At 45.0% G+C, this 24150-nt stretch carries 21 protein-coding genes; 15 read left to right on the plus strand and 6 right to left on the minus strand.

Features of this window, described 5'->3' with window-relative positions; translation table 11 throughout:
• Positions 1 to 504: 504 nt before the first annotated feature.
• A complete protein-coding gene (locus E7X56_RS11815; RefSeq protein ID WP_167879507.1) occupies positions 505 to 681 on the minus strand; it encodes a hypothetical protein in 177 nt (58 codons plus the stop codon).
• 256 nt (positions 682 to 937) lie between these two features.
• Here E7X56_RS11815 and E7X56_RS09500 point away from each other — a divergent pair, with 256 nt between their 5' ends.
• The 5 genes from E7X56_RS09500 (at position 938) to E7X56_RS09520 (ending at position 7432) form a co-directional block, all read left to right on the plus strand.
• Complete coding sequence (locus E7X56_RS09500; RefSeq protein ID WP_135606531.1) at positions 938 to 2434, plus strand: 2-isopropylmalate synthase; 1497 nt, start codon at positions 938 to 940, stop codon at positions 2432 to 2434.
• Between the two features lie 5 nt (positions 2435 to 2439).
• Positions 2440 to 3195 carry a TatD family hydrolase gene (locus tag E7X56_RS09505; RefSeq protein WP_135606532.1) on the plus strand — a complete coding sequence of 252 codons (756 nt, stop codon included), beginning with the start codon at positions 2440 to 2442 and terminating at the stop codon, positions 3193 to 3195.
• Positions 3196 to 3216: 21 nt separating this feature from the next.
• Positions 3217 to 3852 (plus strand): MBL fold metallo-hydrolase, encoded by a 636-nt coding sequence (locus tag E7X56_RS09510; protein WP_135606533.1) that lies wholly within the window; start codon positions 3217 to 3219, stop codon positions 3850 to 3852.
• 11 nt (positions 3853 to 3863) lie between these two features.
• Complete coding sequence (locus E7X56_RS09515; protein ID WP_135606534.1) at positions 3864 to 5735, plus strand: YgiQ family radical SAM protein; 1872 nt, start codon at positions 3864 to 3866, stop codon at positions 5733 to 5735.
• 164 nt (positions 5736 to 5899) lie between these two features.
• A complete protein-coding gene (locus E7X56_RS09520; RefSeq protein WP_167879508.1) occupies positions 5900 to 7432 on the plus strand; it encodes an ATP-binding protein in 1533 nt (510 codons plus the stop codon).
• Positions 7433 to 7483: 51 nt separating this feature from the next.
• Here the strand turns inward: E7X56_RS09520 and E7X56_RS09525 are convergent, their stop codons facing one another.
• Together E7X56_RS09525 and E7X56_RS09530 are read right to left on the minus strand one after the other, a co-directional pair.
• Positions 7484 to 8557 carry a (Fe-S)-binding protein gene (locus E7X56_RS09525; RefSeq protein ID WP_135606536.1) on the minus strand — a complete coding sequence of 358 codons (1074 nt, stop codon included), beginning with the start codon at positions 8555 to 8557 and terminating at the stop codon, positions 7484 to 7486.
• Positions 8557 to 9927 (minus strand): FAD-binding oxidoreductase, encoded by a 1371-nt coding sequence (locus tag E7X56_RS09530; RefSeq protein WP_135606537.1) that lies wholly within the window; start codon positions 9925 to 9927, stop codon positions 8557 to 8559. The genes E7X56_RS09525 and E7X56_RS09530 overlap by 1 nt, the downstream gene beginning before the upstream one ends.
• Before the next feature lie 97 nt (positions 9928 to 10024).
• On the opposite strand from E7X56_RS09530, the gene arcS reads away from it, so the two are divergent.
• Together arcS and rimI are read left to right on the plus strand one after the other, a co-directional pair.
• Positions 10025 to 11884, plus strand: a complete 1860-nt coding sequence (gene arcS / locus E7X56_RS09535) for an archaeosine synthase subunit alpha (protein ID WP_135606538.1) — start codon at positions 10025 to 10027, stop codon at positions 11882 to 11884.
• A 62-nt stretch (positions 11885 to 11946) separates the two neighbouring features.
• On the plus strand, positions 11947 to 12420 hold the full coding sequence (gene rimI, locus E7X56_RS09540) for a ribosomal protein S18-alanine N-acetyltransferase (protein WP_244603481.1): 474 nt from the start codon (positions 11947 to 11949) through the stop codon (positions 12418 to 12420).
• Positions 12421 to 12466: 46 nt separating this feature from the next.
• Here the strand turns inward: rimI and E7X56_RS09545 are convergent, their stop codons facing one another.
• Both E7X56_RS09545 and dnaG read right to left on the minus strand, forming a co-directional pair.
• Positions 12467 to 12754 carry a UPF0058 family protein gene (locus E7X56_RS09545; RefSeq protein WP_091690304.1) on the minus strand — a complete coding sequence of 96 codons (288 nt, stop codon included), beginning with the start codon at positions 12752 to 12754 and terminating at the stop codon, positions 12467 to 12469.
• Positions 12755 to 12969: 215 nt separating this feature from the next.
• Positions 12970 to 14310, minus strand: coding sequence for a DNA primase DnaG (gene dnaG / locus E7X56_RS09550; protein WP_091690303.1), 1341 nt, complete (start codon positions 14308 to 14310; stop codon positions 12970 to 12972).
• A 1080-nt stretch (positions 14311 to 15390) separates the two neighbouring features.
• On the opposite strand from dnaG, the gene E7X56_RS09555 reads away from it, so the two are divergent.
• Both E7X56_RS09555 and rtcA read left to right on the plus strand, forming a co-directional pair.
• The gene (locus E7X56_RS09555; protein WP_135606539.1) at positions 15391 to 16752 is read left to right on the plus strand and encodes an FAD-dependent oxidoreductase; all 1362 of its coding nucleotides are present in this window, start codon (positions 15391 to 15393) and stop codon (positions 16750 to 16752) included.
• A gap of 10 nt (positions 16753 to 16762) precedes the next feature.
• Positions 16763 to 17758 carry an RNA 3'-terminal phosphate cyclase gene (gene rtcA / locus E7X56_RS09560; RefSeq protein WP_135606540.1) on the plus strand — a complete coding sequence of 332 codons (996 nt, stop codon included), beginning with the start codon at positions 16763 to 16765 and terminating at the stop codon, positions 17756 to 17758.
• 10 nt (positions 17759 to 17768) lie between these two features.
• On the opposite strand, the gene E7X56_RS09565 is transcribed toward rtcA, so the two are convergent.
• Entirely contained in the window at positions 17769 to 18398 is a 630-nt protein-coding gene (locus E7X56_RS09565) for an RNA 2'-phosphotransferase (protein WP_091690300.1), read from the minus strand.
• Between the two features lie 266 nt (positions 18399 to 18664).
• On the opposite strand from E7X56_RS09565, the gene E7X56_RS09570 reads away from it, so the two are divergent.
• The 6 genes from E7X56_RS09570 (at position 18665) to E7X56_RS09595 (ending at position 24146) form a co-directional block, all read left to right on the plus strand.
• Positions 18665 to 19789 (plus strand): OB-fold nucleic acid binding domain-containing protein, encoded by a 1125-nt coding sequence (locus E7X56_RS09570; protein ID WP_135606541.1) that lies wholly within the window; start codon positions 18665 to 18667, stop codon positions 19787 to 19789.
• 86 nt (positions 19790 to 19875) lie between these two features.
• Complete coding sequence (locus E7X56_RS09575) at positions 19876 to 20487, plus strand: cyclic nucleotide-binding/CBS domain-containing protein (RefSeq protein ID WP_135606542.1); 612 nt, start codon at positions 19876 to 19878, stop codon at positions 20485 to 20487.
• A gap of 37 nt (positions 20488 to 20524) precedes the next feature.
• Positions 20525 to 21322, plus strand: a complete 798-nt coding sequence (locus tag E7X56_RS09580; RefSeq protein ID WP_135606543.1) for an HPP family protein — start codon at positions 20525 to 20527, stop codon at positions 21320 to 21322.
• A 151-nt stretch (positions 21323 to 21473) separates the two neighbouring features.
• A complete protein-coding gene (locus E7X56_RS09585; protein ID WP_135606544.1) occupies positions 21474 to 22430 on the plus strand; it encodes a CBS domain-containing protein in 957 nt (318 codons plus the stop codon).
• Positions 22431 to 22473: 43 nt separating this feature from the next.
• The gene (locus E7X56_RS09590) at positions 22474 to 23313 is read left to right on the plus strand and encodes a CBS domain-containing protein (RefSeq protein ID WP_135606545.1); all 840 of its coding nucleotides are present in this window, start codon (positions 22474 to 22476) and stop codon (positions 23311 to 23313) included.
• 56 nt (positions 23314 to 23369) lie between these two features.
• Positions 23370 to 24146, plus strand: coding sequence for a CBS domain-containing protein (locus E7X56_RS09595; RefSeq protein WP_210409267.1), 777 nt, complete (start codon positions 23370 to 23372; stop codon positions 24144 to 24146).
• Positions 24147 to 24150: the final 4 nt, after the last annotated feature.

A 24150-nucleotide genomic window follows, 5' to 3' on the forward strand; every position in this document is an offset into this window, starting at 1 on the left:
TTGGTTAATTCATTGATAGATAAAGTCACTATCAGTCAGAATTAACCGAACTGCCACATTCAACGTCAGACCGGAAAAGCTCCGGTCTCCACTAATGATTCTGATATGGAGGTGATTGAAATTCCACGCACGTTGTGCGGGATTCTCTTGATACATTCCATCGCATATATACCTTCCGAGCCGGAAGGGTTTGACACATTTTTGGACAATGTGTCGACATGCGTGAAAATGTATAACGTTTTTCAAACTCTCAATAGATCGTGTCAGAATCGACAGCGACCAGCTCACTGAGAGCACCCCTACAACAGTAGTCTTGTATTTATACATTGTGTGTCAATGATTGACACGGATATATATTAGATGCAAATATAAGCCATTCCTGACAGAACATATCGTAAAATTATTACCATTGTGTGGCTTTTTACAGATGTCCTGAACATAAGTGAAAATGAAACGAAATCGGCATCAATGGACCGTAATAATAAAAATTGACAGATTTTTCCTTCACACGGAACTGGTCGTAATAGTTGCCCTGACAGGCCTTCTGGAACGCTGCTGTGCCGTGACCTTTACCGGGATAATATATCTTACATTACACATCCCCAAAGAAGCTACAGAAATAGCCAATGAATAAATTACAAGCAAAAAATGGGAAATGACCTGATCGTCCATAGTATACAATACAACCCACCTGATGCCTACGAAGTATACTATAGAAGGATCTTCAATGGCATACCATCAATAACGGGATAGAAATGGAGCCCAAAGTAGGGATCGATGTCTATACAGGAAAGATTTTTACCTTGACATGCCGCCTATTGACCTTTAAAGGGCTAACAACCACCATTTCCTATTTATACAATTAATCGTGTAGTTTATATGATTATTATGGATACAACTACACAACTGAGGGATCGCTTTTTACGGCGATAAACCGATTCGAGACCGAAAGATAAGCATTTTTGACACGACCCTTCGTGATGGCGAACAAACCCCCGGTGTATCCCTTACTCCTGAGCAAAAGATAGAGATCGCTCATCAGCTTGCAAAGCTTGGAGTAGATACTATCGAGGCAGGATTTCCAATTGCCTCCGCAGGCGATATGGAATCCGTACACAATATCGCAACCGCGGGCCTCACATCAGAGGTATGCGGACTTGCACGTGTCCTCACAAAGGACCTTGATGCCTGTATCAAAGCAGACGTAGGAATGATACACACATTCGTCTCCACCTCTGACATCCAGAGGATACATACCATCAAGAAAAGCCGTGAAGAAGTTGTTGAAATGGCAACCAATGCCGTACAGTATATCAAGGACCACGGCATGCGCTGCATGTTCTCTGCAATGGACGCTACCCGAACAGATATGGACTATCTGATAGAGGTCTACAAAGCAGTAGAAGATGCCGGGTGTGACATCATCAACGTTCCTGATACAGTGGGAGTGATCGCACCATCAGGCATGTATCGCCTCATAAGTGAACTGGATAAAGAGATCAACATCCCTATCGACACTCACTGCCACAATGACTTCGGACTCGCCGTAGCAAACAGTCTGATGGCCATAGAAGCCGGTGCAAGCCAGGCACAGGTTACGGTCAACGGACTTGGAGAGCGTGCAGGGAATGCAGATCTTGCGGAGACAGTAATGAGCTTGTGCTCCATCTATGGTGCAAAGACAAACATCAACACCGAATACATCGTTGAAACTGCGCGCATGGTAGAACGCTGCACAGCAGTCACCATCCCACCGCACATGCCGGTCGTCGGAGAGAACGCATTTGCCCATGAATCAGGCATACACACACACGGCGTCCTTGAAAACTCCGATACATTCGAACCCGGCATCATGACACCGGAAATGGTTGGTCACACACGCAGGATAGTACTCGGAAAACACGCAGGCAAACATGCAGTTCTCAGATCACTTCAATCTGCGAACATCCAGCCTTCCGATGAACAGCTCGATGCCATCATCGATAAGGTGAAACTGCTTGCAGACAAAGGTAAACGCATAACCGATGCCGACCTCTATGCAATAGCATTCGATATCCTTGGTAAACCGGAAGGAATGCCAACCATCGACCTCAAAGAGGTGAGCGTGATGACAGGAAACGTCATCACATCCACAGCTGTTGTAAAGGCACTGGTCAACGGAACCGAGCGCATCACATCCGACGTAGGTGTCGGACCTGTGGATGCAGCTCTGAAAGCCGTTGAGACCCTCATCGGAAAACATGCAACAAACGTAAGCATACATGACTTCAGAATAGAAGCCGTGACCGGCGGTGCAGATGCACTAGCAGAGGTCATTATCGGCGTACAGGACAAAAAAGGCAGAATAGTCACAGCCCGCGCAGCAAATGTGGATATTGTCCTGGCCTCGGTAGAAGCACTCGTAACAGCTATTAACATGCTCCTTAAAACATAAGGAGCATGCAAGAGGTCATAGATTCGCACTGTCACCTGGATTTTCAGAAATTCAATCGTGACCGTGAAGAAGTAATTGAACGAGCACGCAATGCGGGTGTTGTTGAAATGGTCAATTCAGGTATTGATCTTAAAACAAACCTTTCAACACTCGCACTTGCAAAAGAATACGATTTTATTCATCCTACAATAGGCCTGAGTCCACTTGTTGTTTCCCATTACGGTAACGAAGTTGCCGATGAGATCCTTCTCCAGCTTGAACAGGAAGCCGGGCACAGCGTTGGTATCGGCGAAGCAGGTCTTGATTACCACTATTATAAGGACAGCAAGGAAAGGGAACACCAGAAAGAATACTTCCGAAAGGTCATCGAGATAGCAGACAGTTACGATAAACCCCTCGTCATCCATGGAAGAGAAGCCGAAGAAGATTCTTTCGAGATGGTACGGGACCTTGATAAGGTCATCTTCCATTGCTACGGAGGCTCAGTAGAGACCGCCAATATGATAACAGATGCCGGATACTACATCTCAATCCCCACGATCGTATGTTTTTCAGATCATCACAGGTCCATAGCTGAAAATGTACCCCTTGACAGAATACTGATCGAAACCGACAGCCCATACCTATCCCCCAGAAAGGGACGCAATGAACCTGCATTTGTCCTGGACACAATTCCGGTAATTGCAGAAGCAAAGGGAATTGAGGAAGGAACAATTGCAAAGGCAACCCTTAAAAATACAAGAAGTGTATTTGGTCTTTAAGGTCACAAAAGGAGACAGATAATGAAAGTTCAGAGGATCAACACATCGCCATATGCATCCAATTCATACCTTATCAATGGAAAGATACTCATCGACCCGGGAATGGATATGAACAAGCTTGTCGAAAAACTTGAAGAACTGACCGATCTCAGGAACATCGACCTTATCATCCTCACCCATGGTCATTTCGATCACAGTGCAGCTGCAAAACCTGTAGCCGAGCTCTGTGATGCACCCATCGCGATACACAAAGACGATGCCTCATCTTTGAAAAGTGAAGAAACAAGCGCATCCATGTTATTCTCATCCCCGGCACCAAACTTTGAACCGGATATACTATATGAGAACGGTGACATCGTCCGGATAAGTGATACCGAAGCACTTCAAGTGATCCATACGCCGGGACATACTCCAGGTGGTATCAGCCTCTACGAGCCTTATTCCAAAGGACTATTTTCAGGGGACACCGTGTTCCCTAACGGAGGTATTGGCCGTACTGATTTTGCAGGAGGGGACATGGAAGACCTTTCAAAGTCGATCGAAAGGCTCACCGAACTTGATGTCATCACCCTTTACCCCGGACACGGACCTGTAACCAGTGAGGACGTGAACAAACAGATACGTCTGTCCCTGCAGATGTCAAAAACATTCCGATAAAGAGAAAGATAATGTCAGGAAAAAAACGTAAACAAAAGAGCTCTGATGAGTCAAAATTCCTCCCCATGGACCGCAAAGAGTGCAAAAGACGCGGATGGGATGAGCTTGATATTATCATCGTGACCGGGGATGCATACGTAGACCATCCCGGTTTTGGTGCAACAATAATAGGTCGTGTTCTCGAGGATGCCGGTTTCAAAGTTGGGATCATCGCCCAGCCAGAATGGGATAATACTGATGATTTCATGAAACTTGGCAGACCACGCCTCTTTTTCGCAGTAGCTGCAGGCAACACTGACTCAATGGTCAGCAATTACACACCTGCACTCAAGCCCCGGCCAAAGGACCTGTACTCCCCTGGCGGCAAAACCGGACTGCGTCCGAATCGCACAACCGTCGTATATTCCAACAGAATAAAGGAAGCCTACCCTGACGTACCGATCGTGGTAGGAGGTATTGAGGCATCCCTTCGCCGTTTTGCAGAATATGACTACTGGTCCGACAAAGTAAGGCAATCCATACTTGCAGATGCCCCTGCAGACCTGCTGGTCTATGGAATGGGAGAATTGCAGACCGCGGAAATTGCCCGCAGGCTTGATGCAGGCGAAGATATCAGCAGCATAAGGGATATCAGGGGAACCGCCTGGAAGCTGGAAGTGAAAAAGTGGAAGGAAATGAAAGCAAATGCGGATAGCACTTTCCCTTACGTGGAGCTTCCCTCCTACACGGAAGTATCATCTGACAAGCAGCTCTATGCAAAAGCATTCAAACTGATGTATGAACAGCAGGACCCTGTCAGAGGCATAGCGCTAATACAACCCCATCCAAAAACGACCATCATCCAGAACCCTCCGATGAGGCAGCTTTCCCAGGAAGAACTTGACCATGTCTACGAGTTGCCTTACACAAGGGAAGAACATCCCTCTTACAAGGAAAAAGTGCCGGCACTGGAAACTGTCAAATTCTCCATTACCACTCACAGGGGCTGTTTTGGTAGCTGCTCTTTCTGCGCCATAACCCAGCATCAGGGGCGTACCGTCTCAAGCCGAAGCATCGGTTCCATAGTGCATGAGGCTCACTTGCTTACGAAACTAAAAGGATTCAAAGGCAATATAATCGGAGTTGGAGGTCCCAGCGCCAACATGTACGCCATGAAGTGCAAGAAATGGGAAAAGAGTGGAGCATGCAAGGATAAGCTCTGCCTGTACCCGGAACCCTGCCCTTCCATGGACACATCCCACAAAGAGAACATAGAGATGTTACGTCGCCTTCGGGAGATCCCGGAGGTAAAGAACGTCTTTGTAAGTTACGGTGTACGCTACGACCTTGCACTCCTTGATCCCGAATATATCGAAGAGCTATGTGAACATCATATCAGTGGCCAGCTGAAGATCGCTCCTGAGCACTATTCAAAAGAGGTCACTGACTGCATGAAAAAACCTGGAAGAGATGTTTTCGAGGAATTTGCCGATATCTTTGAGAAGACGAACAAGAAGCTTAACAAAGACCAGTATCTCGTAACATTTCTCATGTCAGGACACCCTGCCTGCACCATGGAAGATATGATCGAACTGGCAGAGTACATCAAAGAAACGAACAGGTATACTGAGCAGGTGCAGGACTTCACACCAACACCTATGACAGCTGCCACCTGCATGTTCCACACAGGGCTGGACCCCTTTACAGAGAAGAAGGTATATGTAGCTACATCACGAAGGGAAAAGAACATACAGCGTGCTATGATGCACTACCGTGACCCCCGCAACCAGACTCTTGTATACGAAGGTCTCAAACAGGCAGGTCGACAGGACCTCATCGGAAATACATGGAACTGTCTCATATCGAGAAAAGGAAAGAAAACATCATCATATACGAAAAGATGAAAGATTTTATAACATAAGGATATCGGTAATACTTGAAAGGGTCAGAAAATAGCAAATGTGGCGTTACTGCGATTTAAAATATCAAAAAAGTGTAGCGCACACAAAGTTTCATTATCGTTTCGAGGATCTGTTATAAATCCGTTATAGTTTTCATGGAGAAAGGAATGAACCAGAAAGAAAGGTCAAAGATACTCATCATCGACAACGAAGACCTCAATGTCGAGCTTCTGGAATCCATTCTTATCTCTGAATATGACATGATCAGATCATATTCCGGAATCGAAGGGCTTCAAAAAGCCATTGATGATGAACCGGACCTTATCCTGCTTGATAACATGATAGCAGACATTGCTGCCCATGAGATATGCAGAACACTGAAGAACAACGAAAGGACAAAGCTCATACCAATAGTCATTATCACAACTCCCGATGAAAAGGATGAAAAGATAAAAAGCCTTGAAGAAGGAGCTGATGATTTCGTTAACAAACCAGTAAGTTATCTGGAGATCTCCACCCGTGTGAAGGCTTTGTTAAAGATCAAGCGTTTGCAGGATAGAGTTGTCAAAGAACGTAATCAGGCCTACCAGTACCTTGATGTTATCGGTTCCATCATAATAATACTTGATAAAGATGTAAGCGTTGCTTTTGCCAACATGAAAGCTTGTAACGTGCTGGGATGGAAGAAAAAGGACCTTATCGGCAAAAGCTGGACCGATTTCTTCCCGGAAGATACAAAGGAGATCCAGGAAAAGGAACTATTCCAGATACTTGAAGGCAAGATGGAACTGCCTGAATTCCACGAACTGCCGTTATTGACCAGAAACAGCGATGGAACCACAGAAAAAAGGCTGATACTATGGCATGATGTGGTCTTGAAAGATGAGGAAGGAAAGATCATCGGCATGATCCGGTCAGGAGAGGACAACACCGAAAGAACGAACATGGAAGAAGAGCTCACAAAAGCAAACGAGAAACTTCGTCTTTCCCATAAGATGAAAGATGAGTTCCTGGCAAATATCAACCATGAGCTTCGTACTCCCCTGATATCGATAAAAGGATTTAGTGAACTTATATACAATGAGCGTCTGGGTGAACTGAACGAACATCAAAAGAAGACCATGAAAACTGTTGTGCATAACTCAGAACGTCTTCGGCATTTGATAGAATCCCTGTTCTATGTCAGCGACATGCAAAATGAGACCATAAAGTACACATTTAGCCTGATGGATCTCAAAGAGATGCTGGAAAACGTAACTACCGACATGCTCTCCAACGTAGAGCATAAAGGTATTGAATTCAAAAAAGAGATAGCTGACACATTGCCAATAGTAAAAGGTAACAGCAAATATATCGAATCTGTGCTGATGCATCTGCTTGACAATGCAATAAAATTCACTCCTGCCGGAGGAATGGTATCGCTATCCGCTTCAGAAGATAACGGAATTGTGCATATTATTGTACGAGATACAGGTCCGGGAATTCCAAACGAGATACTTTCCCAGTTTTGTACCGACATTCCGGAAAATGCCAGTGAAAGTAACATCTGCTGCACTAACCGTGACTATGGCCTGATCATTTGTAAGAAGATCATAAATGCACACAAAGGCGATATGGGAATCGATAGTGAGAAAGGCCATGGAACTGAGATACATGTCCGGTTACCAGTGTTTGAAAATGAGAAAACCATCAGTGAATAAGGCAAGATCGGTAATCACTGGACTTTAGATCGAATAATAAACAGCTGGAGATCAGTTCAATTCTTTATTCTTTTTTTGCGCCCATGTCAGAAGATCCAAAAGATCGATCACCGGAATTTCACTAAATGGTGCCATATTGGTACGGCATAATGGACAACACGTCACAATGTAATCCACGCCTTCCGGAACTTCTGCAACTCTCTTTTCTGTAAGCGCTTTTGAGAGTTCAGGATAACCTTTGCGAACACCTCCGCCTCCACCACAGCACCTCGCATTCTCCCTGGATGTTCTCATTTCCCTGAGCTCACAGACAGCGGTTATTAATTTTCTTGGTGCATCAAATATCCTGTTTGCCCTTCCAAGGTGGCATGGGTCATGATATGTTACAGTGATATCAAGCCTTTCAAGTTCTAATTTATCCAGGTTCTCTGCAAGGAATTCCGTGATATGAACAACCCTGAACCTGTCTGGGTAGTCATTTTTGAGAGTATTATAGCAACCTGCGCAACTGGCGATCATGGTATGGGCACCCACCTCTTCCATCTGCCTGACATTATGTGCTATCAACTCACCTGCATCAGACCCTGTTCTCAAAAGCGGGGAACCGCAACAGACCTCATCAGGAAGCACTGTCACATCGAGATCGCTGATCAGGTCGTATGTCCTAAGTACGGTTTCCTGATAGCGATAAGATCCAAGGCAACCAACAAAATACACGTTCTCAGCATGATCCGGCACATCACGCTGTTCCATAAGCCATTCGAGCCTTGGATGTGTTTCATTCATCGGGTTACCTGTGGAAAGCGTGTTCTCACGTAGGTCCTTCTGGGACTCTGTCTCCTTGCCCATTTCTACAATTTCATGCCGTATATTTTCAAAAACATCAGGAGGTATTGCTCCTGCAGGACACATCTCCTCACATATACCACATGTCGTGCAGGTATTGATGCTATCAATAATGCTCTCATCAAGGTCCATCCCCTCAGAGATCCCTTTTGCGATCATCATGCGGCCCCTGGTGCTGAAAGATTCCCATCCGAGCTCTTCAAATATCGGGCATACCGAGCGGCACGTTCCGCAACGCACACATTTCAATATGGACCTTAACTGCTCATCCTCCATCATCACAACCCCATCTTTCCCGGATTCAATATCCCGTGAGGATCAAGCGCCTTCTTGATCTGTCGCATCACATACATCGATGTGGGGTGTTCCAGCTCCATATAGCTCTCGCGCGCCTTTCCCACCCCATGTTCAGCACTCACAGTACCACCAACATCGATAACACGCCTGTATATCCGGTCAGCCACAGTGTTGACCCGCTCCATCCCATTTTCATCCAGCATATCGATGGTCATACCTGTGTGAAGGTTCCCGTCACCAATGTGCCCATAGGTCATTATCGGGATATTGAACTCCTCTGACAATGAACGGACATATTCCAGCATTCCGGGAAGCTCCTTTATTGGAACCCCGATGTCCTCTCCAACATAAACGCGGGTGCGTTTTGGATCTATTCGGGATACGGCAGCACCCACAAGCCTGCGCGCATTCCAGAGACGTGCACTTTCATCTGCAGTTGAAGCGACCTTTATTCCAGAAGCCAGTTCAGAACATACCTTACCGACAGCATCTGCCTCTTCCTTCACAGCATTCTGCATCCCATCCACTTCTATCAGCAGAATTGCCCCTGCATCAGGAAGCTCCACAGTCGGATCATATCTGCGGACAGTCTCGATCGCAGTGCTATCAAGGATCTCACATGCAGAGGGGATAATTCCTGCTGACAGTATCTTTACCACTGTTTTGCCAGCAAGGGCGGTATTATCAAAAGAAGCCAGTATCACACTTCGAGCCCTGGGAAGCGGATGTATCCTGAGCACTGCCTGAGTGATAATTCCAAGTGTCCCTTCCGAACCGATCATAAGATCGGTCAGATCGTATCCGGATGCGGTCTTGAGTGTCCTTGAACCTGTCCGAACGATCCTGCCATCCGCCATAACGACCTCAATGTCAAGCACATAGTTCCTTGTTGTACCATATTTTACGGAACGCATCCCGCTTCCGTTGTTCGCCATCAGTCCACCAATGGTACACATGGCAGTGCTTCCGGGATCCGGCGGGAAGAAAAAACCATAGGGAGAAAGTGCCTGGTTCAGTTTCTCATGTACAACTCCCGGCTCCACAGTTACCTGGAGATCATCAATATCAATGCCAACAATGCGATCCATCGAGGACATATCAAGTACAATACCACCATTAACGGGAACAGCGCCTCCGCAAAGACCGGAACCTGCACCCCTTGCGACCACAGGTAGCCCAAGCTCACCCGCCAGCCTGACAACCGCTGCAACCTGCCCGGAATCGTGAGGTCGGACAACGGCATCAGGATCTCCTTTTGCCTGGGAAGCGTCAAAAGAATAACAATAAAGCTCTGAGGATCTTGTTGAGATGTTTTCCTCCCCAACAATGGCTTCCAGTTGTTTCTTGAGCATTAACATACCCTGCAACCTTTTTGAAAATAAACGTTTGGGTATTTCAAACAAATTCGGTAGAAAAGATTTACATCTACCTTAAGCATATTAGAGAAACATGACATCGTATTTTGAGGTAGAACAGCGGGATGGTGCTGCCCGTATTGGAAAAATTCTCCTTTCAACACCTATCAGGACACCACACATAATTGACACGGTATCACTTAACGATCCAACAGGTCCTTTTGCAGATGCCGGGTCCATGTGGGACCTTTCTGCAGAAGAAGCCATGGAAAATATCCGTAAGATACGCGAGCTTTCCGGTGATGACGTAATCCTCATTTTGCCGCACCAGGACCTCACACCCGATGTGCCGGATGATGTGGCAGAGAGAATTGCAAAGAAGATCGAAATGGAAGCTACAGGTCCTGTAGGCCGCATTTACCGACATGGTCAGGATATAAAGAAAGCGGACCTTTACAGTATGGAAGGAGCAGGTTCCTTCCAGGGCAATGCCAGGAAGTTCATGGAAAGGATAATTGAGATCCGGGAGAGAATAGCACCTGACACTGCTCTCTATGTCCCGAACCTGTGCACACCTGCAAATGCTGCCATGCTGATCTACCTTGGCATCGATATCATGGACAACACCCGCGCCACTGTTGCCGGGTACAATGATATTTATCTTAACACATCAGGAAGTTACTTTGTCGACTCTATGGCCGAACTTCCATGCAGATGTGATGCCTGTGCTCCCATAACACTGGCAGAACTCAAGGAAATGCCAAAAGCAGAACGTGCTGAGATATTAACAAGGCACAACTGCAACATGCTTGAAGCAGAGGTCGTCCTGGCAAGAGAGAGGGTACGCGCAGGCAACCTGCGTGAATACGTGGAAGGCCAGTGCCGTGTAGAACCCTGGCTTGCAGGACTCCTGAGACTTTTCGATACCCAGTATGGTTACATGGAAGAGCATGCACCCCTTGCACGCTCCAACCAGTTGCTTGCAACAACTTCCGAATCAATGACCAGACCTGAGGTCGTTCGCTTTGCCAGAAGGATACAGGAAAGATATACCCCTCCTGAAACCGATATTCTGGTGCTGTTGCCCTGCTCTGCCAAAAAGCCATATTCGATCTCGAACTCACATAGCAAGTTCATAAGATCACTGGGCAGGAACCGCAGATACGTCCATGAAGTAATAATCACATCTCCGCTTGGGATCGTACCAAGGGAGCTCGAACTTACCTATCCTGCATCCCATTATGACACCGTTGTGACCGGGTACTGGGATGCTGAAGAGATAAAATGGGTAGCATCGTGTCTCTCTGAATATCTTTCCAAAAACAAGTATTCACATATAATAGCCCATGTGGAAGAAGCATACAGGGAGATCTGTGAGATGGTTTCAAAGGAGCTTGATATTGAGATCATCTATACAAGCTCGGGCAGTGTGACCTCCTACGAGTCCCTTGACAACCTCAAGAACACCATATCCGGCATAGTCGCAGAAGGAGAATTTGGACAGAACAAACCAAGAAGCGACCTGATGCGCGCTATTGCAGACTACCAGTTCGGCCCTGGTGCGGGAAAGTTGCTTGTTCCTGACAATTCAAAGATAAAGGCACCATTCCCCAAACACCAGGTATTCATTGACAAGAAACAGATAGCTACCCTCATACCACAATATGGAACAATAGCACTTACTATCGATGGCACCCGTCTGCTTGCCACATCAGACGATTATGAAGGCTACACTGTAACGATCGATGATTTCCTTCCAAGAGGTTCTTTGCTTGCACCAGGTGTTATTGATGCTGATGAGAAGATCCGACCCGGGGACGAGGTCCTTGTCACAGGAAGCAAAGCGATCGGAGTAGGGCGTGCTATGATGAGCGGGAAAGAAATGGTTGCCTCCTCAAGAGGTGTTGCCGTTGATCTGCGTCACATAAAAAAGGCTGATCAAGTTAAGGATTGATATTTAAGGTCCTTTTCTTCTTTTTTTCAATATTCTTTTTAAGAAAAAGAACATTATATTCCATGATGATCATCAGACAGTTTGAACCTTATGATTTTGAAGATGTTCTGAACATTGAAATGGAGGCTTTCACAGAACACAATCCTTTTGTCTATATGAATTTCTATGAAATGAACAAAGAAGGGTTCTTTGTCGTTTCCATGAACAACAGGATTGTGGGTTTTGTCATGGGATATCGATCTGCAGTTAACGAAGGCCGTATCTTTTCGCTGGCAGTTAAGAAAGAGTATCAGGGAATGGGAATCGGGAGTCAGCTTATGCAGACCATACTGAACGTGTTCCAGCAGCAGGGATTAAGGTCCGCTACCCTTGAAGTAAGAGCCAGCAACCACATAGCTAAAAAGCTATATCAGGATCTGGGGTTCATAGCATGCTGGGTGGAACAGAGATACTATTCAGACGGAGAGAACGGCATCATAATGAAGAAGCAGCTTTCCCCTCTATGCTGGGTTAATAGCATCCAAGCTAGCCTTTAAGGATATGTTTTATACCTGAAAATGAGATCAGGTTAACCGACAGCATTTAATTGTTGCTACCGGAAACATTCCTGCTGGTACGTTTTGCAAATTCCTGCATTCTGGCGGAGGTTCTGCCAATACCTGAAAGCTCATCTTCTGACATTATTGATGCAAGATGGTTACCAAGTACGAATATAGCATGTTTGTGCTCTGCCTTGCTTCGATGGATGTGCACAGGACTTATGGCAAGCGACTGGTACTCAGAAAAGTCATGATCTGTGTCCTGGGTTTCCAGATGCCTCTTTATTTGAGCCAGCAATGTATGCAATTGAATCAATTCATCTTTGTGCATGGTTTTTATCCATATTCATTTTTTATACGACAGCACTGCGTAAGAGCGGGCTGCAATATAATAAACTAAAAACTCAAATAAAACCATTTTTCGCAGCAATGCCCTTCCTTATCATCACATAAAGCTTTTTCGATTTAATTTTTATGAATAATAATGCACAATAGGGGGAAAAAAGAAAAAAGAGAAGTAAAAGGGGGTAAAACCCCCTTAGAAGATCAGAAATCTGATGCTGTTAGAACATTGACGGTCGCAGGACTCTTGGCAATGTTACCTTTCTTTACACCTATAAGGTTCTCGATACCTTTGTCTGATGCTATGTCAAGGATGCGCTGTGTCACTACACCATCAAAAACAACTGTCTTGATGCTATCACTGGTCTCTTTGAGAGTGTTGACAAGATCGCGAACTGCGGTCTCCTCAATGACCTTATCCTTTGAATCCAGGAGCCTGGCCCCAAGAGTACCGAGAAGTGCATCGGAATGAGGCTTGAACCTGCGAGCCTGTGGAGATATCTGAGCTGGTTTAGCCGGTTTAGCTGGCTTAACCAGTCTTGCCGGTTTTACCTGTTTAGGCTCTTCCTCAGAACGGTCTGCCTTCTTCTCCAGTTTCTGTGCACCTGCAGATGGCCTTGAAAGCTCACCTTTAACTCTTTCCTTGCGCTTTGGCAAACGTGCGATCCTGCCTGTCTTAGCTGGCTTTTCTTCTTTGGCTGGCTTGGACTCTCCCTTTATGCTATAGCTTTCAAGGGCCTGCTCCACAGGGATCTTCTGCCTCAGGGAACGTACGATCTCTCTCTGCACAAGGTCTTCCACGCTCTTTCCATCAGGAGCACGTGCAATATAATCAATGTCTGCAACCTGCAAAAGCTCTTTAATGATGAGCTTCCCTCCACGGTCACCATCTGTGAATGCAGTTACTGTCTTCTTCTTTGTAAGTTCAGCAACTTCAGGAGGAACATTGGTCCCACCAACACAAATGGTATTCTTGATACCGTATCTCAAAAGGTTCAGGACATCTGCCCTGCCCTCGACGACCACAATGGCATCTGAATCAATCACATTAGGACCACATGGGATCTTGTTCTTACCGTAGTACTGCATCTCTTCGATACGAACTGACTGGCGAACTTCATCTGCGATCTCCTGTGACTCAGGAAGGTTCTCATCGAACATGTCGGTAAGTATGTATTTTGCACGGTCTATGATCTGTTTCCTCTTGGTAGCACGGACATCTTCAACCTGTGACACCTCGATCTTTGCAGTGCATGGACCGACCCTGTCGATGGTCTCAAGGGATGCTGCAAGTATTGATGTTTCAACTCTGTCAAGGCTGGATGGTATGAAAATATTACCTTTGGTCTTGCCGCCTTTTGCAGCAACTGAGACCTCGATCCTACCAATTCGTCCTGTTTTCTGCAGATCGCGCAGGTCAAGGTCTGAACCTAGCAAGCCCTCGGTCTGACCAAAGATCGCCCCGACTATATCCGGACGTTCGATTATCCCATCAGCATTGATCTTTGAATGAATGATATATTTAGTTGTATCAGTATTTTGCATATGTAAGTCTCCATTTGTGTGTGGTATATTGCCTTATAGACAGTATCCGAACGTAACAGAACAGCAAAACAGAATCATTCGGACATAACACAAATATAGGATCTCGAAGATCAAGGGAAGAACTACTTATCGGCTACTGGTATCCTGACCATTAGGATGCTTGTTCTATAAGCAATCCCGTTAAGGAGATCCCTGTTTGTTCAAACTAACAAGTAATGCATCAACTATCCGGATAGTCCACAGACCTGACCGCTTAACGGCTGGCAAAGGAACTACATTATCAGCATGTAGCTATGCCATGGCATTATTTGTGAACGTTCCGGCATTTATTTACCTTGAACCGTATGAACGGTTATGGAACAATATGATGCTAGATCTAAGATGCCGGTTGGTTCAATTCCAATAAGATATGAATGAAACCTGGTCCTTTAGATAACTCCCTACGTTTGTATTATGTGATGTGGTACAACTATTTTCCCAATAGTGTGACCATGATATGATTCAGATTATATTTTGATGATCTGCTTACCCCCATTGGATAAAGCACCCAATGGGATTTTTGATAAACCAATTAAATTTTACTTATGACGTGATCTTGCTTCGATCACAATAGGCTAATTAGTCCTTACAGTTTAATAACCTTGTGGTTTTCAACTTTCAGGAATATCTCTGCAACACGATTATAATAAAACAGTATAAATTGTCCTCATGACAAATAAAGTTTATATTTGAAAACAATGTATTTTGTCTTGTATTTTTCCAGAAAGGAATCCTACAATAAGGAGCTACAATAAGAGAAATACATTGCATAGAACTTCACAAGGGGATTCACCAACATATATATATAGAATGATATTGTAGAACACCATTAGACGAGCGGGACACATTATTTTTTGCTACAATAACCCCCCACTCCCCAAACTCGCTCGTCGATTAACTTCATCTTTTTCTATACATTCTTAACATCATTCTTGCATTGCTTATTCTATACGTTGATTGTCTATACATTTTTAACATTGCTAAACCTGTTAGTTCAGGTTCTGTACAAAAATCTATTAACCAGGCTGTCGAACTTATATTATGAAAGATATTACAAAATATGACGTTACCATTCTCGGCGGAGGAGCCACCGGAATGTCAACCGCCACACATGTGAGACGATGCTGTGATCTTTCTGTTATTGTTATTTCGAAGGACAGTCATGTATCCTACAGCGAATGTGGAATACCTTTCAAACTGGCAGGCAAGGTACAGGATTTTGATTCCCTCATCGTAAGAACCCCGGATTTCTTTGATAAAATGGGAATCGATATCCTGCTGGAAACAGAAGCAAAAGAAATAGATCTTAACGAAAAGAAGATAAAACTGGAGGATAGGGATATCGGTTTTGACAAACTGGTCATTGCTACCGGTGGAACCCATCACATCCCTTCTCATCTGCAGGCTTTCTGTGAAATGGACGGCGTATTCACCTTGCAAACACTTTCTGATGGCATGAAAATAGAAAGTGCACTCCTGTCTGCTGAAAATGTGGTTATCATCGGTGCCGGTGCCATTGGAGTGGAAACAGCTGCAGGAACTGCAAAACGCGGCATAAGAACCACACTGATCAATCGCAGTTCCTCGATACTCTCGCGACTGATCGATACTGACATGTCGGAGATAGTTAAAGGCTACCTTACCTCCATAGGGGTCGATCTTATCACAGGAGAGGTCCCGGAAAGCATTGAAGGGAAGAGTAAGGCTGAATATGTGGTCCTTTCAAAAGAAAAGGTTCCCGCAGATGTAGTTATTATTAGTACCGGGATAGTTCCTGACATAGAAATTGCAAAGAAGGCAGGTATTTCCATTGGGGAAAGAGGTGGTTTGGTCGTCAATGATAATCTTCAGGTCCGGATCGATGATCAATTCTCAACCGATGTCTTTGCCGGTGGAGATTGCTGCGAAGTTACCGAACTTGTCACAGGAAGGAAAAGCATGATCCAGCTGGCACCTGTGGCAAGAATGATGGCTACCGTAATAGCAGACAATATCTGTGGTAAAGGAACCGTATTGGAACCTGTTCTCGGACCCAGTGTTTATGTTGCAGGAGATCTCCTGATCGGTTCTGTGGGCCTGACTTCCAGAAAAGCAGAAACAGAGAACATCGGGATAGTAACAGGATATGCCAAAGGAGTAACGCATGCGACCTTCTATCCGGGCAGCAGTGATATCCATATCAAACTTCTTTTCAGGGAAGAATATCTTATGGGTGCACAGGTCATAGCCAAAGACGGAGTTAAAGAACGGATCGACAGCCTTGCCTTCATGATAAAGAAAAAGACCACGGTAGATGAAATGCTCATAATGGAAACCTGCTATGCACCACCAGTTGCCACTGTTGTAGATCCCCTTTTCTATGCTGTAAAGGATGCTTACAGGAAAATGAGGAACGTTAAATGAGGAACTGGCAATGATCCATATCGACGGATCCTACGGTGAAGGTGGTGGCCAGATATTAAGGACATCAGTAGCACTTTCAGCAGTCACCGGGGAAGCGGTGCACATCACTGACATACGCAGCAATCGCCCAAAGCCAGGCCTTTCGGCCCAGCATGTAAAGGCAATCGAAACAGCTGCCATTATCTGTGGTGCCACTGTGGAAGGTGTTAGCATTGGTTCTACCAGCATCACTTTTTCTCCACACGAAGTGAGGGGGGGTTACCATACTATTGATATTGGCACCGCCGGCAGCATAGCCCTTCTGCTCCAATGTATCATGCCGGCTGCAGCATACTCTGATACTGATATCGAGCTGAACATTATCGGAGGCACAGACGTTTCGTGGGCTCCAAGCATTGATTACCTTGAGAATGTCACACTGAAAGCACTGTCAAAGATGGGATACAGATGTGAGATAGATACTCGCAAAAGGGGATACTACCCCCGTGGTGGCGGAGTTGTTCATGCAACGATCACTCCATCAGAACCGGAACCCCATGACTTTACAGAAGAAACCGGGGACATACTTGGCATATCTCACTGCTCGAACCTTCCTGAACATGTTGCAAAGCGTCAGGCAGATTCTGCAAAAGACATCATTGGAAAAGCCGGATATGACTGTAACATAATCACCGAATGTGCCGAATATCCTTCCACAGGCAGTGGGATAACATTATACTGTGGAATGAAAGGAGCATATGTTCCGGGAAAAAGAGGATTACCTGCCGAAAAGGTCGGTGCTCAGGCAGCTGCGGAACTTCTGGATGAGCTCTCGAGCCGCTCTTCTGTCGACGTACATCTTGCTGACCAGCTTATACCCTATATAGGACTCGCAAAAGGAGGTTCATTCACAGTTAGAGAGATCTCATCTCATACAACAACGAACATCCGGGTTACAGAACAGTTCCTTGATGTGAAGTTCAAGATACAAAAAAAGGATAATATGATGGAAATATTAGCAATATGAACAAATTTGTTCACTCTTCAATTTCCACAATGGTCAGATATTCAGGCGGTACAGATTCGGTCAGAACGATGTCATCGTTAACAGCCATGAACTCAATGCCGTCATTTTGTGCCTCATCCGCATCTATCTCAAGTACAACCGGATTCTCTGTGTGAACTGATGCTGATTCCGTAGCCTTTTCCAGAGTTGTGCTAAGATGCACGTATGTCTGCCTGAGAGGTGCAATACCGGCATCGAGAAGCATGTCAACTTCTTCCTGGCTGACACCGTAGTACAGGTAAGGCAATTCATTCTCAGGATAATCCAGTTCCACATCTACAGAATGACCGTATCTTGCCCTTATTCCGGAACCTGTTATCTCATACCTGTTCTTAACGTCAGATTCTACAAGTGATATAAGGCGCTCCCTGCTTGCCCACCTGTAGCGGCGTTCCATGAGATCACAAAGCAGGTCCATGTTGACCCAGCCCTGCTTATCCATTGTAAGACCTACATCATCCGGAAAATGTCTCAAGGCACCTGAAACGAACCTTCCAAGGCGTTCTTCACGTTCGTCATCCAGTACATACCTGCCACTTTTGCCGCAATCAGGACAAACTTCGCCTCTGAAGTATCCATGCTCTTTACATTTTCGAATCATGCTATCTAATTGCAGATGCATTTAATAGTTAATATAACTTTATCCATAATCCCGTTCACAGGAAGCCGGATATAAAAATGATTCCGGAAGATGAATATAAGAAAACTACAACGTGTCTTTCGTCAGGATTATATCATATCGGATTAAAGTTAATCGGAGTTCATGCTATTGCAAAATAGAGGGACGAACAAATTGCTTTACATATCACATATATTCTAAACGGTTCTGCGAACCCATGTTCCAGAACCTATTTACAGGTGTCATCAATGGACGATATAACTGAAATCTACAATAAGCTTGGAGGCATTATCAGCGAAGATGATTTTCGAAAAAAGGTCGATGAAAAGGTCGATCAGATGAGTGGTCTTTGTGATACTAAGACAGCGGCAATGCTTGTTGCCCATGACCTTGGTGTCACGGATACCGCAAAAGAAGTTATAAAAATAAAGGATATAACCCCTGAGATCGGTAATGTCAACTTCGTTGCAAAGATTGTCTCAGTATTTGATGTACGTGAGTTTAACAGGAATGACGGTACCACCGGAAGGGTCGGCAACATCATGGTAGCTGATGAGACCGGTTCTATCAGGCTGACACTATGGGACGAACGTGCTGAGCTTATTAAGAACGGAAGTGTAGAGGTAGGCGACTGTATGGAGATCAGTGGCTATGCAAAAGATGGATATTCCGGCACTGAGATCAACATCGGAAGGTATGGTGTCATCAATAAGACCGACCAGAACGTCGAGGTCAGAATGGACTCACAAAAGATATCTGAGATAAAGGATGGCATGGGTGACATCAACGTCTCCGGAAAGTTGCTGGATGTATCAGATGTCAGGACATTCCAGAAGAAAGACGGCAGCCAGGGCCGTGTTTCTAACATACTCATTGGTGATGAGACTGGAAAGATACGTGTGACATTATGGGATGAAAAGGTCGATTCTGCCAGTAGCCTGAACCTGGATGATGCTGTTGAGATCATAAACGGATATGCCAGGACCAACAATTTCAGCCAGCAGGTCGAGATCCAGATAGGCAATCACGGAGTTCTCAGGAAAACAGATACCAGTGTCGAATACAAAGAAAGCTTCACTCCAATAGCTGACATAATACCCGGGGAATCCTATTCCATCGAGGGTTCAGTTTCAGGTCTTGGAGAGCTAAGGGAATTTGACAGGGATGACGGAACAACTAACATGGTCTCAAATATCTATGTATCAGATGACACAGGACGTATCCGCATAGCATTGTGGGGAGATCATGCACTTCTTGTGGACGAACTGGACATTGATACCCCTATCAAGATCATTGATGCATACTCAAAATCAGGCTTTAACGACGAAATCGAACTAAGTGCAGGAAACCGCACAAGGATCAACATATTGTGACCACAATCACCTATATATGCTATTAAGTCAGAATATTCTTTGTGTAGTGTGGGAACACAAATAATAGCATAGGAGGGTGATATCGTATGGTCATTAGGACCAAATGGGATGTCGAGGCTGATGGATCTGCAAATCAGTTCCTGAACGATATTGTCGTGCGTGAGATCATGACACCGGACGTTCTTGTCCTTGACATTACCAATACAGCACTTAAAGCCGCTCAGACAATGAAGGAGAACAATGTAGGTAGCCTCATTGTCTCGAAAGATGGCAACCCTGTAGGTATTGTCACTGAAAGGGATATTGTTCACAAGATCATGGCAAAGGATGTCAAACCCAGCACCATGCTTGCTGAAGAGATAATGTCATCTCCTATTATAACAGTAAAACCATCAACAGATGTTATCAAAGCATCTGAGATCATGGTCAAATCCGGGATTCGCAGACTTGCGGTTACCGATGAAGAGAAGATCATTGGTATCATCACGGATCGGGATATCCTTACAGTAGCTCCAGGTCTGAATACTATTCTTGAAGACTTGATAGAAATTAACCGGGAGCAGGATGATATTCCTGCAACGACCGAATTTGAAAGGGGGATCTGCCAGAGATGTGATTCGTATGTGGATAGCCTTAGCCCTGTTAACGGTCTTATGTTATGTGAAGACTGTAAGGAAGACGAAGGCTACTACGACTGATCCGCTTCTTTGAAAGATCGTATGGACGGGGGTTCGTATGAAAGTCAATGAAATTATGGCAAAGGATGCCGTATGCATAAAAGAGCATGATAACATCACCCATGCACGTCAGTTGATGAGAGATCACTATCTCAGGGGTCTCCCTGTAATAGATGAGAAACAAAAAGTTGTTGGAATACTAAAGGACCAGGATGTCCTCAATGTCAAGTCCACACGATCCAATGTCACGGTCGAAGGGTACATGCACGATTGTCCGTTGATAACTCCGGAAACAGACATTGCTGATGCTGCAAAGCATCTTCTCGATTCGAAGATAGGGCGTTGCCCTGTCATTGTTTCCGGTGAGGACAGGACGATAGCCGGAATGTTAAGCAATTCAGACATACTTGCAAACATTGGCAGTGACAGGAAACTGAATGCAGCTGTGGCTGACATCATGACCGCAGATGTGATCACCTGCACACCACAAGAAAATCTCACAAAGGTCTGGCCTGTTCTGCTCGAATCAAACTTTTCCGGCCTGCCTGTGGTCTCCGACAAGGATGAACCCATTGGAATGGTAACAAGAATGGACATAATACGTTCCGGATTCGTCAGGACAGCCCTGAACGATACACACGGCACTCAACCAAAAGATACCACTGCAGTTGAAAAGATAATGTCCACGCCTGTTTATACCGTGTCTACCGACACATCGGTAAAGGAATGTCTCGAGAAGATGCTCCATTATGATGTTGGCAGAATGACGGTTCTTGATAAAGATCGGATCGTGGGTATCGTGGATCGCACTGATATCTTACGGGTATTTGTAATGGGAACTGATCCTGTTCAATAATGGAGGGAATTCCATCTGAAATTTATAAAGTAGTTAAATCCGGGTCTGTATCCTAAATCCCAAAGATCATTCCGGGTAATCTAAAAATCACTCCCGAACCCGTATCGCCAGTCGAACATTATTAAAAAGAACGAAAAATATGGAGGATAAAATGAAACTTGAAGCACATAGCCCTACGAAAAGCAGAGTTCAAAAAAAGGATAATGTGTTGATCACCACTTCCGGCACAATGGATCGTGGGGCTTTTGATTTTCATACAAGGATCTCAGAGCATGAAGGAGATATTATGTCGGTGGCAACCCGGGAAGTTATCACGGCCCCGCCTACTACAAGGATCATCGATGCCATAAAGATCATGACAAAAAAGAACTTCAGGCATATCCCCCTTACTGATGCTGGCACAAATCGGATAGAGGGTATCGTTACCTCTTTTGATGTTATCGATTTCCTTGGAGGAGGGGATAAGAGCCAACTTGTTGAAAAGAGGTATAAGGGCAACCTGCTTGCAGCCATCAATGCAGATGTAAGCACCATAATGCAGCATAATGTGATATCGATACGCAGTGATGGTAATATCAAAGAAGCTTTTGATCTTATGCTCAAGAACAATATCGGAAGCCTTCCGATCGTAGATAATGCAAATCATGTACATGCCATCTGCACAGAGAAGGATTTCCTGACATTTACAGCTGGAATAGTTACCAACAAAACTATCGCTGAGTACATGAGCAAAAGAATTGAGAAAGCGTCTGCAGACATGACCATTAGTGATGCTGCAAAGATAATGGTAATGAATCGTTTCCGCAGACTTCCTGTGGTCAAAGGAGATATTCTCATTGGTGTTGTTAATGCGTCGTCCATAATGCACTTCCTGGGAAATGGAGAGGCATTTGAAAAGCTCACCACCGGTAACATCCATGAAGCAATGGATGCTCCTATCAGCTCACTGATCTCAAAAGATGTTGTCTGGGTATCATCAGATGCAGATCTTGGGAAAGCAAGCGAGCTTATGGTGAAAAATGGTGTTGGGGCACTGCCTGTAATTGACAACGGAAAGCTCTGTGGTATAATCACAGAAAGGGATATACTTAGAGCAATGGCTGAATGAATGAAAATCCACAAGGATAACAAAAGAACAAGGAGGATAAGATATGAAAGTATCAGACATTATGACATCGCCTGTCCATGTAATGGGACCGGATGAACCTGTATCACATGCAAGGAACCTTATGCTCAGGCACAAGATAAGCACTGTTGTTGTTGTAGAGAACGACAAGATGGTGGGGATAGTCACTAAGTCCGATCTGGGAAGACGTCTTGCACAGGCAGAACCCATGTGGAGAAGAAGACCGATCGACAAGGTCCCTGTAAAAATGATAATGACAGAAGAACCTGTCACGATCTACCCTGAAGCATCTGTTTCCCAGGCGACGGCACTGATGGTCGATAACGATATCAACAATATCCCTGTGGTCAACAAAGACAGCCTTCTGGGAATTATCACAAGAGTTGACGTGGTACGCTGCATGTCAGAACTTCCAACTGATAAGAAAGTTGGTGAAATAATGACAAATGATCCTGTATTTGTACACAGGCATCACACCGTCAATCACGTGGTCGATGAAATGGAAAGTAACAATGTCAGCAAACTTATTGTTACCGATGATTCCGGTGAAGCTGTGGGAATCATAACCACAAGAGAACTTGCACTCCACGTACTGGCAAATAATCAGGGAGAGCTACCATCCAAGAACATCAAGATGGCAAGAAAACCACAGGCAGGCGGTGAAAAGGTATACAGATATGTGAAGGCAGTTCCCCTTGTTGCTGAGGATATGATGGCCGAGATTGCAAGCATATTGGATATAAATGACCCTATCACGGAAGCTGCAAAGGTGATGATCGATAAGAACGTCACAGGCATCCCCATTGCTGAGAACGATGAGATCGTTGGTATTGTCAGCAGAACAGATGTAATGAAGGCAGCCTGATAAAAGGTGTAGCAAGGAAGTATAGACTAAGAACATGAGTTAAAGAGGTGACAGACATGCAAGTAAAGGACATAATGGTACAACCAACATCAATTGACAAATCAGACACGATCTCACATGCACTTGATGTGATGGAGAAGAAAAGTACACGTCGCCTGTTAGTGACACATGATAATGATCTGGTCGGTGTTCTCACCATGAGAGGCCTTACCAAAGAACTGGGAACACGAAAGAAAGGTGCAAAACCAGCTTCTTCACTTCATGTTGCTACTGCTGTATCAGACAACTATGTGAAGGTCCTGCCTGATATGGATCTCAATGATGCGGTCGTATTAATGGCTAAAAACAGTGGTGTTATCATTGTAAGCGACAATGAGAACGTTCTTGGGTGGGTCACGCCCGCTGAACTGCTTCAAAATGTAACATTCGACGGGTATGCTGCCGAGGTTATGAACAGTAACCCGATAACTATACATCCCGGAGACAGGGTAAGCCATGTCAGGCATCAGATGCTTGATGAGGATGTTGGAAGGTTCCCTGTTATTGAGGATGATAAGCTTGTGGGAATCGTTACAGAGAAGGATATTGCAAAGTCAATGCGTGCTTTCAGGGATGTGGTTTCAGGAAACAAGCAGGATTCCCGTATCAAGAACCTCATTGTAGAGGATATCATGAAGAGGGGGGTCAAGACCGTACAGACCAACACCCCGGTATCAGAAGTAAAAGAAATGATGCTTGAGGAGAACATTGGTGGTGTGCCTGTTATAAACCTCGAAGGATATATGGTCGGGCTCATTACAAGAAGGACGCTTGTGAACACCATTGCAAAGTGAAAAC

It is taken from the genome of Methanococcoides sp. NM1 (assembly GCF_900774285.1).
Taxonomy (GTDB): domain Archaea; phylum Halobacteriota; class Methanosarcinia; order Methanosarcinales; family Methanosarcinaceae; genus Methanococcoides; species Methanococcoides vulcani.

Bases quoted from the DNA above. Each gene is read 5' to 3' on its own strand.
- E7X56_RS09510 (WP_135606533.1), top strand. From the start codon at position 3,217: ATGAAAGTTCAGAGGATCAACACATCGCCATATGCATCCAATTCATAC.
- E7X56_RS09595 (WP_210409267.1), top strand. From the start codon at position 23,370: ATGCAAGTAAAGGACATAATGGTACAACCAACATCAATTGACAAATCA.
- arcS (WP_135606538.1), top strand. From the start codon at position 10,025: ATGACATCGTATTTTGAGGTAGAACAGCGGGATGGTGCTGCCCGTATT.
- E7X56_RS09520 (WP_167879508.1), top strand. From the start codon at position 5,900: ATGAACCAGAAAGAAAGGTCAAAGATACTCATCATCGACAACGAAGAC.
- E7X56_RS09525 (WP_135606536.1), bottom strand. From the start codon at position 8,557: ATGATGGAGGATGAGCAGTTAAGGTCCATATTGAAATGTGTGCGTTGC.
- dnaG (WP_091690303.1), bottom strand. From the start codon at position 14,310: ATGCAAAATACTGATACAACTAAATATATCATTCATTCAAAGATCAAT.
- E7X56_RS09590 (WP_135606545.1), top strand. From the start codon at position 22,474: ATGAAAGTATCAGACATTATGACATCGCCTGTCCATGTAATGGGACCG.
- E7X56_RS09575 (WP_135606542.1), top strand. From the start codon at position 19,876: ATGGTCATTAGGACCAAATGGGATGTCGAGGCTGATGGATCTGCAAAT.
- E7X56_RS09570 (WP_135606541.1), top strand. From the start codon at position 18,665: ATGGACGATATAACTGAAATCTACAATAAGCTTGGAGGCATTATCAGC.
- E7X56_RS09565 (WP_091690300.1), bottom strand. From the start codon at position 18,398: ATGATTCGAAAATGTAAAGAGCATGGATACTTCAGAGGCGAAGTTTGT.
- E7X56_RS09545 (WP_091690304.1), bottom strand. From the start codon at position 12,754: ATGCACAAAGATGAATTGATTCAATTGCATACATTGCTGGCTCAAATA.
- E7X56_RS09515 (WP_135606534.1), top strand. From the start codon at position 3,864: ATGTCAGGAAAAAAACGTAAACAAAAGAGCTCTGATGAGTCAAAATTC.
- E7X56_RS09555 (WP_135606539.1), top strand. From the start codon at position 15,391: ATGAAAGATATTACAAAATATGACGTTACCATTCTCGGCGGAGGAGCC.
- rtcA (WP_135606540.1), top strand. From the start codon at position 16,763: ATGATCCATATCGACGGATCCTACGGTGAAGGTGGTGGCCAGATATTA.
- E7X56_RS09585 (WP_135606544.1), top strand. From the start codon at position 21,474: ATGAAACTTGAAGCACATAGCCCTACGAAAAGCAGAGTTCAAAAAAAG.
- E7X56_RS09530 (WP_135606537.1), bottom strand. From the start codon at position 9,927: ATGCTCAAGAAACAACTGGAAGCCATTGTTGGGGAGGAAAACATCTCA.
- E7X56_RS09505 (WP_135606532.1), top strand. From the start codon at position 2,440: ATGCAAGAGGTCATAGATTCGCACTGTCACCTGGATTTTCAGAAATTC.
- rimI (WP_244603481.1), top strand. From the start codon at position 11,947: ATGATGATCATCAGACAGTTTGAACCTTATGATTTTGAAGATGTTCTG.
- E7X56_RS09580 (WP_135606543.1), top strand. From the start codon at position 20,525: ATGAAAGTCAATGAAATTATGGCAAAGGATGCCGTATGCATAAAAGAG.